15 protein-coding genes and 1 tRNA gene are annotated in these 13,533 nt (G+C 32.8%); 3 read left to right on the forward strand and 13 right to left on the reverse strand.

What is annotated here, in order from left to right; all coding sequences use genetic code 11:
- Positions 1–235: 235 nt before the first annotated feature.
- The 9 genes from CCY16_RS02525 to CCY16_RS02565 form a co-directional block, all read right to left on the reverse strand.
- Positions 236–1,486: a citrate synthase gene (locus tag CCY16_RS02525; RefSeq protein ID WP_088414711.1), complete on the reverse strand. Its 1,251-nt coding sequence runs from the start codon at positions 1,484–1,486 to the stop codon at positions 236–238.
- Positions 1,487–1,551: 65 nt separating this feature from the next.
- Positions 1,552–1,821 (reverse strand): 30S ribosomal protein S20, encoded by a 270-nt coding sequence (gene rpsT / locus CCY16_RS02530; protein ID WP_088414713.1) that lies wholly within the window; start codon positions 1,819–1,821, stop codon positions 1,552–1,554.
- A gap of 63 nt (positions 1,822–1,884) precedes the next feature.
- Positions 1,885–2,460: a lysophospholipid acyltransferase family protein gene (locus tag CCY16_RS02535; RefSeq protein ID WP_245800734.1), complete on the reverse strand. Its 576-nt coding sequence runs from the start codon at positions 2,458–2,460 to the stop codon at positions 1,885–1,887.
- Positions 2,461–2,661: 201 nt separating this feature from the next.
- A complete protein-coding gene (locus CCY16_RS02540) occupies positions 2,662–3,648 on the reverse strand; it encodes a tyrosine recombinase (RefSeq protein WP_088414717.1) in 987 nt (328 codons plus the stop codon).
- 370 nt (positions 3,649–4,018) lie between these two features.
- The gene (locus CCY16_RS02545) at positions 4,019–4,654 is read right to left on the reverse strand and encodes a DnaA ATPase domain-containing protein (RefSeq protein ID WP_088414719.1); all 636 of its coding nucleotides are present in this window, start codon (positions 4,652–4,654) and stop codon (positions 4,019–4,021) included.
- 122 nt (positions 4,655–4,776) lie between these two features.
- Positions 4,777–5,850, reverse strand: a complete 1,074-nt coding sequence (locus CCY16_RS02550; protein WP_088414721.1) for an AI-2E family transporter — start codon at positions 5,848–5,850, stop codon at positions 4,777–4,779.
- Between the two features lie 612 nt (positions 5,851–6,462).
- Entirely contained in the window at positions 6,463–7,245 is a 783-nt protein-coding gene (locus CCY16_RS02555) for an exodeoxyribonuclease III (RefSeq protein WP_088414723.1), read from the reverse strand.
- A complete protein-coding gene (locus CCY16_RS02560; protein ID WP_088414725.1) occupies positions 7,245–7,952 on the reverse strand; it encodes a uroporphyrinogen-III synthase in 708 nt (235 codons plus the stop codon). The genes CCY16_RS02555 and CCY16_RS02560 overlap by 1 nt, the downstream gene beginning before the upstream one ends.
- 184 nt (positions 7,953–8,136) lie before the next feature.
- Entirely contained in the window at positions 8,137–8,325 is a 189-nt protein-coding gene (locus tag CCY16_RS02565) for a hypothetical protein (protein WP_088414727.1), read from the reverse strand.
- 513 nt (positions 8,326–8,838) lie between these two features.
- On the opposite strand from CCY16_RS02565, the gene CCY16_RS06905 reads away from it, so the two are divergent.
- Complete coding sequence (locus tag CCY16_RS06905; RefSeq protein ID WP_088414729.1) at positions 8,839–9,096, forward strand: cation:dicarboxylate symporter family transporter; 258 nt, start codon at positions 8,839–8,841, stop codon at positions 9,094–9,096.
- Positions 9,097–9,175: 79 nt separating this feature from the next.
- Positions 9,176–9,322, forward strand: a complete 147-nt coding sequence (locus CCY16_RS05515) for a hypothetical protein (protein ID WP_179946033.1) — start codon at positions 9,176–9,178, stop codon at positions 9,320–9,322.
- 444 nt (positions 9,323–9,766) lie between these two features.
- Here the strand turns inward: CCY16_RS05515 and CCY16_RS02575 are convergent, their stop codons facing one another.
- The 3 genes from CCY16_RS02575 to CCY16_RS02585 form a co-directional block, all read right to left on the reverse strand.
- Positions 9,767–9,979, reverse strand: coding sequence for a hypothetical protein (locus tag CCY16_RS02575; protein WP_088414731.1), 213 nt, complete (start codon positions 9,977–9,979; stop codon positions 9,767–9,769).
- A 164-nt stretch (positions 9,980–10,143) separates the two neighbouring features.
- Positions 10,144–10,500 (reverse strand): hypothetical protein, encoded by a 357-nt coding sequence (locus CCY16_RS02580; protein WP_342742179.1) that lies wholly within the window; start codon positions 10,498–10,500, stop codon positions 10,144–10,146.
- 126 nt (positions 10,501–10,626) lie between these two features.
- A tRNA-Leu gene (locus CCY16_RS02585) sits at positions 10,627–10,711 on the reverse strand.
- Between the two features lie 62 nt (positions 10,712–10,773).
- Here CCY16_RS02585 and tldD point away from each other — a divergent pair.
- Positions 10,774–12,201 carry a metalloprotease TldD gene (gene tldD, locus CCY16_RS02590; protein WP_088414733.1) on the forward strand — a complete coding sequence of 476 codons (1,428 nt, stop codon included), beginning with the start codon at positions 10,774–10,776 and terminating at the stop codon, positions 12,199–12,201.
- On the opposite strand, the gene CCY16_RS02595 is transcribed toward tldD, so the two are convergent.
- Complete coding sequence (locus CCY16_RS02595) at positions 12,196–13,275, reverse strand: hypothetical protein (protein ID WP_088979768.1); 1,080 nt, start codon at positions 13,273–13,275, stop codon at positions 12,196–12,198. The two genes, tldD and CCY16_RS02595, sit on opposite strands and share 6 nt — an antisense overlap.
- Positions 13,276–13,533 lie beyond the last annotated feature (258 nt).

Here is a 13,533-nt window from a genome sequence, read left to right on the forward strand (position 1 = left end):
TTAAACATAACACACCTAGTTTAATAATGTGCTTTTGTCACTTAAATAAAGATTAAAGATAAATTTTAGGCCTAAAAATCCCCATATAAGGGGTTCTTAAGGTCTGTAAAGTGAGTTTTATGTTTATTTGCAAACACCGTTTCTGTCATTCTATAGCTACGTTTAATCTACTTTAATTTAATGGTTGTGCTTGCTTAAAGTTTTTTCTGCTACACCACTACCTGCAAATGAAGGCTCATTTACCAACATAGAGCTGTCTTGGTCTGCAAATCTTAGTTTCTTTATCATTTGTCATTTCATACCACTGAGTAACCCAACCAGTAGTTCTTGCAAGCGCAAAAATAGGTGTGAACATACTTGGAGGAATATTAATAGCATTCATTATTATACCTGAATAGAAATCAACATTTGGGTATAACTTACGCACAACAAAATACTCATCTTTTAAAGCTATTTTTTCAAGTTCTTTTGCAATCTTAAGCAGTTTACTATTTTGTTCTAGTTTATTTAAAATCTCATCACAAGCATCTTTTAATATGCGTGCGCGTGGATCGTAATTTTTATAAACACGATGCCCAAATCCCATCAATTTAAACGGGTCTTTATCATCTTTAGCTTTTTCAATAAATTTATCTACATTTCCGCTTTGTTCTATCTCCTTTAACATATTTATAACTGACTCGTTAGCTCCGCCATGCGCAGGTCCCCAGAGTGTAGCAACCCCTGCAGAAAGGCATGCAAATAAGTTAGAACCAGCCGATCCTACCACCCTAACAGCTGCTGTTGATGCATTCTGCTCATGGTCAGCATGAAGAGTAAATATTTTGTCCAAGGCTTTTGCAAAAAGGGTGCTTTTATCGTTATCAAGAGCATTACCAAACATCATCCTTAAGAAGCTTTTACTATAGTTTAATTCATTGTCAGTATCTATGAATTCCTGGTCATTGGTATGTCTATAGACCATTGCAATAATTGCAGGAACCTGCGCTATTGCAGAGATTCCAAAATCTAGGGTTTCATTACTGACATTGTTACCATATCTCTCATGGTAAAGCGCTGACAAAGTTGCAAAACACGCAATCAAAATTGACATAGGGTGAGCAGTTTTTGGAAATGCTTTTATTACATTTACAACCTGCTCTGGTACTTTAGATAATTCTTGTATTTTTAGGAAAAATTTTTTGTGTTGCTCTAGATTAGGTAATTTACCATAGAGTAGTAAATAAATTACAGCAGTAAAATCATTGCTTTGTGCTAAATCAGCTATATCATGCCCTCTATATCTAAGGATTCCTTCATCTCCATCAATGAATGTAATTGCGGAAGAACATGAAGCCGTGGAAACAAACCCTGGGTCGTAGGTGAGTAACCCTGTGACCTTATATAAATCTTTAATATTTAATACATCATAACCCATTGTTCCGCTTAATACGGGTAACTCAATTTTTAATCCATTGCTTAGTTCCAATAACGCTTTTTTATTCATCATTTAAGCTACTTGAGTTTTGTGTAAAGCATACAAATTGAACGGTTAACTTTGCATTAATCACGTTAAGCGGTCATCAATGCTTTTACTTTTGCATTCAAGCGACTTATTTTACGTGCAGCAGTATTTTTATGGATAACACCTTTACTAACACACTTGTGTAAACTAGACTCAGCGCTTCGAAACGCTGGAGTGACATTTTCTTTATTGCCAGACTTAATTATATCAACCAATTTTCTAATAGCAGTGTGAGTTTTACTTTTGCGCATTTTATTTATTAAAGTGCGCTTTGCTATTGCCTTTATCATCTTTTTAGCATTCTTATGATTTACCATATACCAATACCTAAAACACTATACTCTTCTTTCATTATAAAATCTTCTTACTGATTTGCAATACTAGTTTTTCTTTGCAGTTAGTTTGTTACTTCTCTCTTCAATAGTTTTTTCTAAATTTTTCAAGAACTCATTTTTGTTTAACCCATGATATATTGGAGGCAATATCTCTATTACTGCCTTTCCGGGATTCCTTCTCATAGAAAGTATGCTCTTTGGCCAAAACAAACCTGTATTTAAAGCGACTGGTAATACAGGAACAGATAACACACTGTACAAAGCAGCAATACCTGGTTGATATTTTGTTTTTTGCTTTGCAGCTGTTCTGGTACCTTCAGGAAATATTATTATACTTCTATTTTCTGCTATACGCACTCTTGCTAGCTTGATGATATGGCGCATGGCATTGATGCCATTTGAACGGTTAATAAAAATCATTCTAAGCGCCATGAGATGCAAGCCAATGAGAGGAATCCACTTCAGTTCACGTTTTAAAATAAAAACTGCATTTCTAAATAAAAGTATAAAGATAAATGTTTCAAGTGGAGATTGGTGTTTAGAGGCAATTATAAAGGGATATTTTGGAATATTTTCCATTCCCCTAACTTCGTATTCAATTCCACATAGTAAACGAAGCATAAGCAATACAACCCTTACTGAGCAGGCAAGAAAAATAGTTATCACCCGTGTAGGAAAGAGAATTACAGGAAGAGCAATCAAAGTATAGAGCATTTCCCATAGTATAAGAAAGAAATTAAACAATAAACTTGAAATCACAAAAGCCTGTTCCCAAATAAACTTATTTGAATTTAACTTTACTATAAATTAAAAACAACAAGTTTAACTATTGATTATCTGAGTGATAGGGTGTGAATTAGCTAATTTATCCTTTAATTTTTTGTTAGCAATATGAGTGTATATTTGTGTTGTAGAAAGGTTAGTGTGTCCAAGAATTTTCTGTATCAGCATAATGCTTGCTCCACTATCTAGTAGATGAGTAGCAAAGGAGTGTCTAATCACATGTGGGGAGATTTTATTTTCATCAATATTGCATTTTTTCGCTAATTCCTTAACCAACTGACCGATTCTCTGTCTTGTAATTGGCTTATTAGGTTTGCTACCTGGAAACAACCAATCAGATTCCTTTCCATCGGAAATCAGATTATCACGGGCTAACAAATAATTTCTAAGGCTCTGCAATGCTTGCTCATTAAAGAGGATTTGCCTTTCTTTACTGCTTTTTCCTTTTATTATTATATAACATTCTTTGTCACTACTGTTTAATAAGTGTGACACTTCGCATAATTTCATGCTAATTAATTCAGAGATACGCATGCCAGAAGAGTAGAGGATGTCTAAAATAGCGCATAACCTTCTACTATTTATCTCTTTATTCGATTCGTTCGCTGATTTTCTAACTGTATCTATCAGCAAAAGCATTTCTTTAACGCTTAGATACTTAGGCAAAGGACGAAAAACCTTTGGATTTTTTAATTCGTCATCGTTAGCTGGAGCTGGGTTGGAATCTATTATTCCATCATTAAATAGGCACTTATAAAAATTTTTCATGGCAGATATTTTTCTTGATATAGAACTACTTTTGTATTTTTTTTGTGTGCATAGAGACTTCACATAATCTTTAATATTAGTTTTGCTTGCACCAACCAAAGTAGTACCACTTTTCAGCAGAAAATCTTCAAGTTGATGTAAATCCGAACGATAACTTTCTAAAGTATTTTGTGTAGCGGACCTTTCTGACACTAAAGCATCTATGTAATATGTGATGTAAAGATTTTCTTTTTTATTATGTAACTGCTTATCTTTCATTATCAGCTCCTATATTTATTTCTTTTACTATCATTTGATTGGAAATGTTGCCCATATTCCTTATTAAAAAATACGAAATAAATAAAGTATTTACCAATATGATAAGCATAATAAACCTTCGTCTTAACCTTTTTTTTAGATTCGATCTTGCTCTTACCATGATTAAATTATAACGTCAAATCTGCAGAAAACATCTTAACAAAGTGAGCCCTGCTATAATATGCTGCCTCCTAACCATATCTGTCCATATTTATTATGATATAATATTTTTATACTCTTGGCATAAATAAGCGGAGATTTCAATGATATCAGTGTCACAGATGTTAATAAATTTTTGGTATATGCAAAAAATGCTTTGCAAAAAAAGGAATTACATAGTATCCTTTTTTAGTAAGGTGCTAACAAAAGGAATGGTAACATTTGATCCTATAGGTCCATTATCTATTTTCTCTATAATTCTATTAATGCTACAAAAGGAACGCTCTATTCTTGCTAAAATATAATTAATCACTTTCAGATCAATTTTCAACTGTTTGTCTGAAAATCGTTTTATCAACATAATTCGTAATAATTCCTCGCTTGCAGATGGAATTTTTGCGCTAATAATTGATAATATGCGGGAGCTTAAATCTTTCAATTTAAAATTAAGTCTTTTTGGTGAAGTTGAGGAAGTAATTAGCAACCTCTTGTTATTTTCTTTCATATAGTTGTAACAGTGTAATAGCGTTACTTCATCTTGGATATCTTGTACATCTTCTAAAATAAAAGCGTCGCTATATCTAATCTCACTTATAAAGTTGTTCACATTGATAAAAATTGCATTGTTTATTGACTGCCAAATGTGAGCAAGGTGAGTTTTACCAGAGCCTTTAGGTCCAAAGAGAAACAGGTACTTCCAAGATAAATCATTAATTACTGCATTATATATATGCTTATTCTCATCTAAAATGATGTAATTTTGCCGACTATAATTAACCTGATTATTGTTAAATAGACTCAGTTGCATATTAAATATCTTGTGTCTCTGATTAATAATCTTTGTGTCAAAATTTGCTCGCCTTTTTCAGGTACCTCAGGCATTCTATGGTTCATTTCTCCTTATCATGAGTTGGTTGTATGAAAAGTCTGTTAGCCGCTTTTATAAAACTCACTTTTAAGATATTGGTCGATTGCACATCCTACTGATACATTAAATATTGCTATTATTGGAACAAAAAGTAATATTCCTATAAGTCCCAAATATGAAGCACATATGGTAATTCCGATAATGATTATAGCTGGATGTATATGAACCTTTTTTCCTACTAATAAAGGAGCTAGTATATTTGTATCTATTAACTGCCCGATACCAAATAATAGTAGAATAGCAATACTTTCAAACCACCCGCTAAATTGAGTAGCGGCGCTCAAAAATCCAATAATAGTATATAATGATGGTCCTATGTAAGGTATAAATGTTAGTGTCCCTGATAAAATTCCAATAGCAATAGAATGTTTCAATCCAATTATGCTAAGGCCTATAGAATAAAAAGTTGTCATAACAATGCACACATTTGCCTGCCCTTTCAAGTAATTAGACATAATAAAATCCACTTTTGAAAAATAATCTGCAACTTTTTTTCTATAAGGAATAGGAACTAATTTATTAACTTTTTCTACAATGAGAGGCCAATCGCGCAATATATAGAAGAACATTACCGGAGTGATCACTACTAATGATACTATATGGATTAAGCTGAAGCTCGAACTTAGCATCTGGGTTATAAAGTTACTGGCAATATTAAAAGCATTTATGAAATAAGATACATAGTCACTGTAATTTTCTGCTAAATTTTTAGATAGGTGATCAAACAAATCATTGTCAATCTTTATATTAAGAAGTTCTAGTACGGATGGGATAACTTTAGGATTTAATGAGGATACTTTACTTACTAAAAAATTTAATATTGAGGTAATTTCAACATATATAATAGGTAAAACAAATGTAACAACTAGTATGAGAACCATCAGCAGGACAAATATTATGAAAATTACAGAATAAAGGCGTGGTATTCCATACTTTTCAAACTTTATTACTAGCGGATTAAATAGATATGCAACGACGATAGACATTAAACACGGAAAAACCATAGGGCGTACTAAGAATAATATACCCATTATGAGAAGTAGTATAAGATAAATGGTTATATGACGTTTTTGCATGCCTTTAGCATAGTCAATTTATTGAAAAAATACACAGTTTATTTTGCTTGTATTATAGAGGCATAGTAGTGCATAGAAACGAAAAAATCTTTGACAAGCTTTTTCAGCCCCCGTAGCACTGAAGATATTCAGTTGTCTTCAATCTGTGCAGATTAAATGACGAAGTATCACGTAGTTGGCATCTTATGTTTAATTTTTTGCACTATATGTACCTTATGTCTTCACAACATTTCTAGGTTTTTACCTATATAGGCTGAAGTTCGCTTATAAAGCGTTTAAGACAGTATAGTACGCCAATTTGCAGGATTAAAGAGTAAAGACTATCTAACATGGGGTTTCTTTTGCCTTTTTTCTCATTAGTAAATTTTTAAATATTTAAGGCTAAAGGTTAGTTGCAGTTTAAAGTCCATTAAGCCAAGTAGTTAGCACATAACTGTACGAACATTTACTTTGTAAGATAATTCGCAACAACAAATGGTAGCGTGTGACACTAGAATCTGTTGTCTAATGGCAAAAAATTTATAAGAGTACCGGAAATAATGTATTCTGAGATTATATTCTGCTATACCTTGTCTGTCAGATTAAGTCTTGCCTTTTACTCTTCAAGGGAAATTACCACTCCATAATGCACACAATAGGTGTATGATCTGATGGATTTTCCAGTTTGCGCAGCCTGTCGTCTATGTAGCATATTTCCAACCTATCAACTGCTTGTGGTGATAACAGCATATGATCTATTCGCATTCCTTGATTATTTCTTAATGAATTACCTTGATAGCGCCACCAGCTAAACTGTTGTAAGTTTGGGTGAGACATTCTAAATGCATCTTTAAATCCAAGGTTCAAGATTGCTTTTAACTTCTCACGTTCTTTTATATGAAAACACACTTGGCCATTCAATAAAGTTGGATCAAAAACGTCAATTTCATCTGATGCAACGTTATAATCGCCAGCTATAACAATTAACTCCTCATTCTTTAGCAAATTGTCCATTCTTTCATGTAGGTTATCAAGAAACTTGAGTTTATATTCAAATACATGAGAGCCCAGGCTTTGACCATTTGGAACGTATATGCTACCTACTCTTATCTTTTGATTATTGTGTTTTATTAAGCACTCTATGTAGCGAGCTTCCTGATAACCTTCTACAATGTCAATTTTAAATTTCTCTAATATCGGATGCTTAGATAGAACACAAACGCCATTTCTTGCGACCTGCCCATAGACGATGCATTCATATCCCAACTTCTCTATTTCTACGTAAGGAAATTGCTCTTCCGTACATTTTATCTCTTGCAGTAAAATTATATCTATCTGATCATCGACTATAAAACTACAGAGCTGGTCAACCCTCTTGCGTATAGAGTTTACATTCCAAGTTGCAATTTTTAGCATCAGCAATCCTTATTAATTATGTCAATTAAATTCTCTTGAGTAGGCAGTCTCGATGTTATAATTTTTTTCCATTTGATTGGCTTTAAGCTGTCAACAATATTCTTACTCATAGCATATGCAGTTATATTATCCATTACGTTAGATAAACCACTTTTTAGAACTAAAGAACAGAATATTCTTGCTGTCTGTGAGGAGAAAAAAGCAACACTATTAATTTTACCACCTGACAGTAAATTTTTGCACCTATTAGTTAGTCCCCTTTTAATAATTGTCTTATAGAGTATAACTTCTCTTACGTTAAAGCCTTCTTCAAATAATCTCTTTTTCAAGTCACATGATACTTCTTGCCCCCTTATATATAGGAACTTTACTGCTCTTGAGTAGTAATTTTTTACGAACGATATCAGCCCTTCAACATTGCTGTCTGCTGATATAATATCAGAAAACCCTGAATCCTTTGCAGTTTGCATAGTCGAATTACCAACTGTAATGATTGGAAGATCATCTACCCTGCATATTTGGCTAAATGCTTTCACGCTGTTCTTGCTTGTGGATATTACCACATCAAATTCATATGCAGATATGTCAGGCTGCAGATGCTTTATTGTGAATGCTGGTTCTATATATACTTTATACCCATATTTCTTTAGCGTGCTTCTTGTATTTAGTGAATCTGATAAAGGCCTTGTTAATAAGATAGACTTCATTCTAATCTACTTTACTATAGGTAAAAATAATACCTTTGATAAATAAATTACTGAATAAAAATTTTTAAACAGATTATATTTCCTGTTACCAATGCTGGACTTCATTAAAGTTTTGTAATTAAGCCTTACAGAAATTTTGCAAAAAGACAAATGTTCATTCTTATTTATGAAAATTTAAAGTAGGCTAGCCTTTATCGATTGTTACGCTAGATATGTTGCTACTGCTGCTCATTGTTTTTATTTCTTCACTTTTATTTGGAAATTTAGTTCCTGTTAATGTAAAGGTTTTTTTATACTCGGTGAGCTTAAATATTAAAAAAATTTTAAGCTTTACAATGCCTTTTATTATCTTTTCTTTTATATTCAATAGCATTAATAACCTAAAAATGCAGCAATTAAGTTCGTAGTATTACTATTGGCAGCAATTTTCTTGTCAAGTTTGTTTTCAAGCCTTATTGGTTACCCTACAGGCTATATTATTGTACAAAATTTTCATATTAATTCATAATATAGAATGCTGCAAAATGTGCTGAGCAGTTCATGGAAATCTAAATTGCCAACATTAACCTCAAATTTTCAGGCTCTATTTACTTGGGTTTATTGCTGGGACAACTGTACATAAAATTATTCCACAAAAGAGTGACATTATCACTAAAGAATTAGTAGATATGGCGTTCTTTCTTCTTAAGAGAGTATTAATTCCTATTGTATCTATAATATTAGGTTTTTCTTAAAATTGCAACATGACGAAATATTATCAACTCTTTTCAAGAGCTGTATTGCAATCTTTATTATTATGATAATTATTATCTATATTTGTGCTATATTGTTATATGGAGTTGCAAGTTTCTTTTAGAGTAAAGGATTGGCTAGGTAGCATGGAAATATGCTAACTGCACTAGTAACAGCAATTGCAACATTGTCTAGTGATGCTACAATACCTGTTATTTTAGAGGGAAGTAGAAAAAATGTAAAAAAACGTAATATAGTGGATTCTATGGTTCCTATAATTACAAGTACCAATTCCGTTGGCAATTGTTTCTGTTTTATTATTCTAGCTTTGTTAATTATAGAGTCATTTGGTACTCAATCGTTAACAATATGGGAGCATTGTATGTTTCTTAGTTATGTTTTCTTTTACTGAAATTTACTACTGCAGCACCAGGCAGTGATATAATTGTGATTCTAGGATTCTTGAGGGATATTTGAGGTTTTCTCCGATTATGTTGTCATTAATAACTGCAATTTACGTGATTCTTAATCCAGTTATTACTGGTGCAAACGTTACTGCAGATAGTGCGTTGGTGATTATGTTTGCTAAATTTTACAAGAAATTTTTTGTAAAAGGGAAACAGGTAGCTTTAAAGTAAATATTATTTGTCTGAATGCTACTTTCCTTGTCGACCGCTTTAAAAATATGCTTTATACCAACTTGTTATTAATTGAATAAACAAAGTATGTTGCAAATTTGCTTATTAAAATAGTAGTACTAAATACTCCTATTTACCAGTAAGCTTAAAATTTTTTAATTTTAATTACTTTGTATTCTTGTGAACTATATTCAGGTAAAAGTGTCTTGAATACAAATACTAATTCTTTTTCATCCGAGGCAAATTTACCTTTTCAATCTCATAACGGCTACTTATATGCAACCTGTCTATGTTACTTACTTCCATCCACTCTTTTATTAGTGAGGATTTTAAGTTGAGCATTATGTATCTGTCCATAGTGCCAAATTGTGTTTCTGATGTATTCTTCAGTATCAAACCATTTTCACTGTGCTTGACTACCGTATATAAATCACTTGTAGGTCCTTAATTATTTTCATTGGGCTTAGACACTATATAACTGGTGCTTTTGTCAAAAAAATTTGAATAATTGCCGGGAAAACTTGGTTCATTGTGTTTAACTACATGTGTACTAGTCTGTAAGCTCTTGGTTGTCTCGTTAAGCTCATATACTGTATAACTAGTATTTTCGCCAAGAAAATCTGAATAGTAATCGGAAGAACTTATAAAATCTACCATGGTATTAACTTCTTTTATTGTTAAATTATTAATATAACAACTAATATTTCTATATAAGTCAAATGGGTTAATTTATTAGCACTTAGACTACTGTGCAGCATTACCTACTAAATATTGTTTTTCAAGCCCCTTTTCTACCTGTGGCTCACTAACTATAGCCCGAACTATATTGTCGCCATAATAACACATTCTAAAATGAAAAAGGTAGTGGAAATAAAAGGGATAATAGAAGATTTGAGAGGCAATATATGTGTAATTTCCCCTATTAGAAAAAAAATATTAGCTATAATATCAAAGCGAATCTTTGTTAGTTTCTTTTGTTCCTGAATGTTTTTTATACCGGATTGCTTATTAAGGTCCTGCTTTTGAAAATGGTCGTTTAATGGCCATATATTTAAGGCAAATGAGAGTGCACTTGATATAGTGCCAGCAATACTAAAATATAGACTTAAGATAGAAATACTAAATACTGATGCCGCTATATATCCAATGAAAAAGGTAGTGGTGTAATAACTAAGCATTTTGAATAAGTTCGTATTTTCTTTCTGTAAGCAAGCTTCTCTTCCTCACCACTCATAAATTTAAGCTTAATTAATATGTTATATTATAGCATTAATTCATTCAAAAAACAATATGGAGACTAAGGGTGCCCGAGAGAAGACTTGAACTTCCACAACTTGAAAAGTTACTAGCACCTGAAGCTAGCGCGTCTACCAATTCCGCCACCCGGGCTTTTTGTAGTTTGCTATATTAAAATTAAATAATATACTTAAATAATTTTTAGTTCAAAGGTAATGCTAGATAATATAAACCTAGATCAAATATTTTTTGCTCAGAATAATGTTAATATTAATAACATATATAAAATAGTCAATAACGCTTTGAACAATAGTGATGGTGGTGAGCTATTTTTAGAATTTTGCCAGTCAGAGTCTTTGGTTTTTGATGATAACATGTTAAAACACATGGATTTGAATACCAGAAGAGGGTTTGGTTTAAGGTCCTTTTGTAAGGATAGTACGTCTTTTGTTTGTTCTTCTGAGATTAGTGAAAGAGAAATTAATAATGCTGCTTCTATTGTTAAAAGTTCGGTGTCTTTAAATAAAACAAATTCAATAAACTTAGACGAAGGGACAAAAAACCTATACTTGAGAATTAACCCCATAAATGAAATAGATCTGAATTCAAAGATTAAGCTGCTTAATGAGGTTAATGAGTATGTAAGATCCAAGAATAACTGCGTGAAGCAAGTAAAAATAACCCTAAGTGGAGAATGGCAGGTTATACAAATAATAAAGGGTGATCACAGATTAAGCGACGTCAGGCCTCTAGTGCATTTTAATGTGCTAGTCATTGTAGAGAAAAATGGCCGAATTGAGAGGGGTTCTGCAGGGCACGGAGGACGAGATTCTTATAGTAAGTTTATTTCCGAGAAAGGGTGGAAAAAAGTTGCAAACCAAGCGTTAGAACAAGCATTAGTAAATCTTGAGGCAATTCCAACTCCAGCTGGAGAGATGACGGTTGTTCTCGGTCCAGGCTGGCCAGGAATATTGTTACATGAAGCTGTAGGTCATGGCCTTGAAGGCGATTTTAATCGCAAAGGAGTCTCAGCATTTTCACATTCTATAGGCAAACAAGTGGCAGCTAGTGGCATCACTATAGTTGATGATGGAACCCTACCTAATTTACGTGGTTCTATTAGCATAGATGATGAAGGTACTCCGCCTGGTTATAATGTATTAATAGAGGATGGGATCCTCAAAAGATATATGCAGGATCATATGAATGCTAAACTCACGGGTGTAAATCCAACTGGTAATGGTAGAAGGGAGAATTATAAAGAAGTTACTATGCCACGCATGACAAATACCTATATGTTGCCAGGAAAGCATATGCCAGAAGAAATAATATCTAGCGTGAAGAAAGGTCTGTATGCAGTAAATTTTGGTGGTGGGCAGGTTGATATAACATCAGGAAAGTTTGTTTTCTCATCTTCAGAAGCTTATTTAATAGAAAATGGCAAAATTGCGCAGCCAGTTAAAGGAGCAACGCTCATTGGTGACGGTCCTACAGTGCTGAGAAAAGTGTCCATGGTTGGCAACGACTTAGAGTTGGATCCAGGTGTTGGCACATGCTCGAAAGGCGGGCAGAATGTACCTGTTGGTGTTGGTCAACCAACACTCAAAGTTGATTCGATCACAATAGGTGGAACTGAGTTATAAGCTAGGGGCATTCACATTCTGAGAACTTTGGTTTTTACTTTGTTGATTTGTAGTGTTTCCTTTCAGTTTAGTAAATGGTGCATTTTCTTTCACTTTTTCTTGAATAGATTGCTCTTCAGTTATTACAGCAGATTGCTCACTCTTTTCAGCTCCCTTACCTTGGGGTTCTAAAATTTTATTAATGCCATCAAAAAATTTCTCATTCCATTGTTCTTTTTTCTTTTCTTCTTCTTGTGGGTGAGGGTTATATAAAGTACCTGGTTTATTATTTGAAAAGAGGCTTTTTATCGCACTATATTCAGCAGTAGCAAAACAAAAAACAGCAAGTCCTATTGTTACAAAGTAGGGAATACCGAATAATGAAGTTGAGCCGATGAATAACATTGTAGCTGTTAAAGCAATAATAGGTAGTAAAGATTTACGTAAGAACGTTATCACCATTTCTTTATCACTAAGTATTGGTTCGTCTTCTTTTTTTTCAACACTTAGAACTTTTCCAAAACCTAGTATTTTTTCTAACAATCTTCTACCAGGTATCTGGTGTTTAGTAAAGTCAGTAAACTGATGCCAAACTTCTTTACTGATACACTCAGCTACGACTTTTTCTATTTCACCATTCTTTAAATTCTCTTCACTAGCTAATTTTTTTTCTCTAATTTCTTTAAATACAGAAAGTAAAAACTGGGAAAAATCCTCTTCACTGAGTGGTTTTATTTTTGGACTAACATCGTTGAATATCTTTCCACTATTCTTAAGTACAAAAGTAAAAATCTTCTTTTCATCTCCATTCTTTAGTTGGTTTAACAGTTCCTCTAGTGACTGCTGCTCACACCTTAATTTTTGTGTTTCCTGCTCTGAGAGTTTTTCTTGCAGCTTCTCTTGTATTTTATTTATCTCCTGTTGTGTTTGCTTCTCCGGATTCTCTAAAGTATCTAGGAAAGCACGATAGATTAACTGATGCTTCTCTTTTTCAAAGATTTTCTCATCTTTGTTAGCCCACTGGGTAGACGGCTTTGAAGGTTCTAGATTCTTTATTTGTGGAGTTGATATTTTTATCATAACTGACTTACTCACATTTACTATACTTAATTATAGTATATTTTTTATATTATTTCAAATGGTTTATACTCTAGAAGTTTGTAGTGTTTAAATCATAATTAGGAAAATTTAAGCCCGGTTGCACAACTGTACGAACGTTAAATTTTAGTTCACCAAGGTGGTGTCATTCCAATGTGTGAAGCTAGGTACAGTTTGTAATACCACGATTCATTTGCGGTATCTCTGCTAACAAGCAGCAGAACGACGGTAGCTACAAATATTAAGGAATTTGCT

The organism is Wolbachia endosymbiont of Wuchereria bancrofti, from assembly GCF_002204235.2.
GTDB lineage: Bacteria > Pseudomonadota > Alphaproteobacteria > Rickettsiales > Anaplasmataceae > Wolbachia.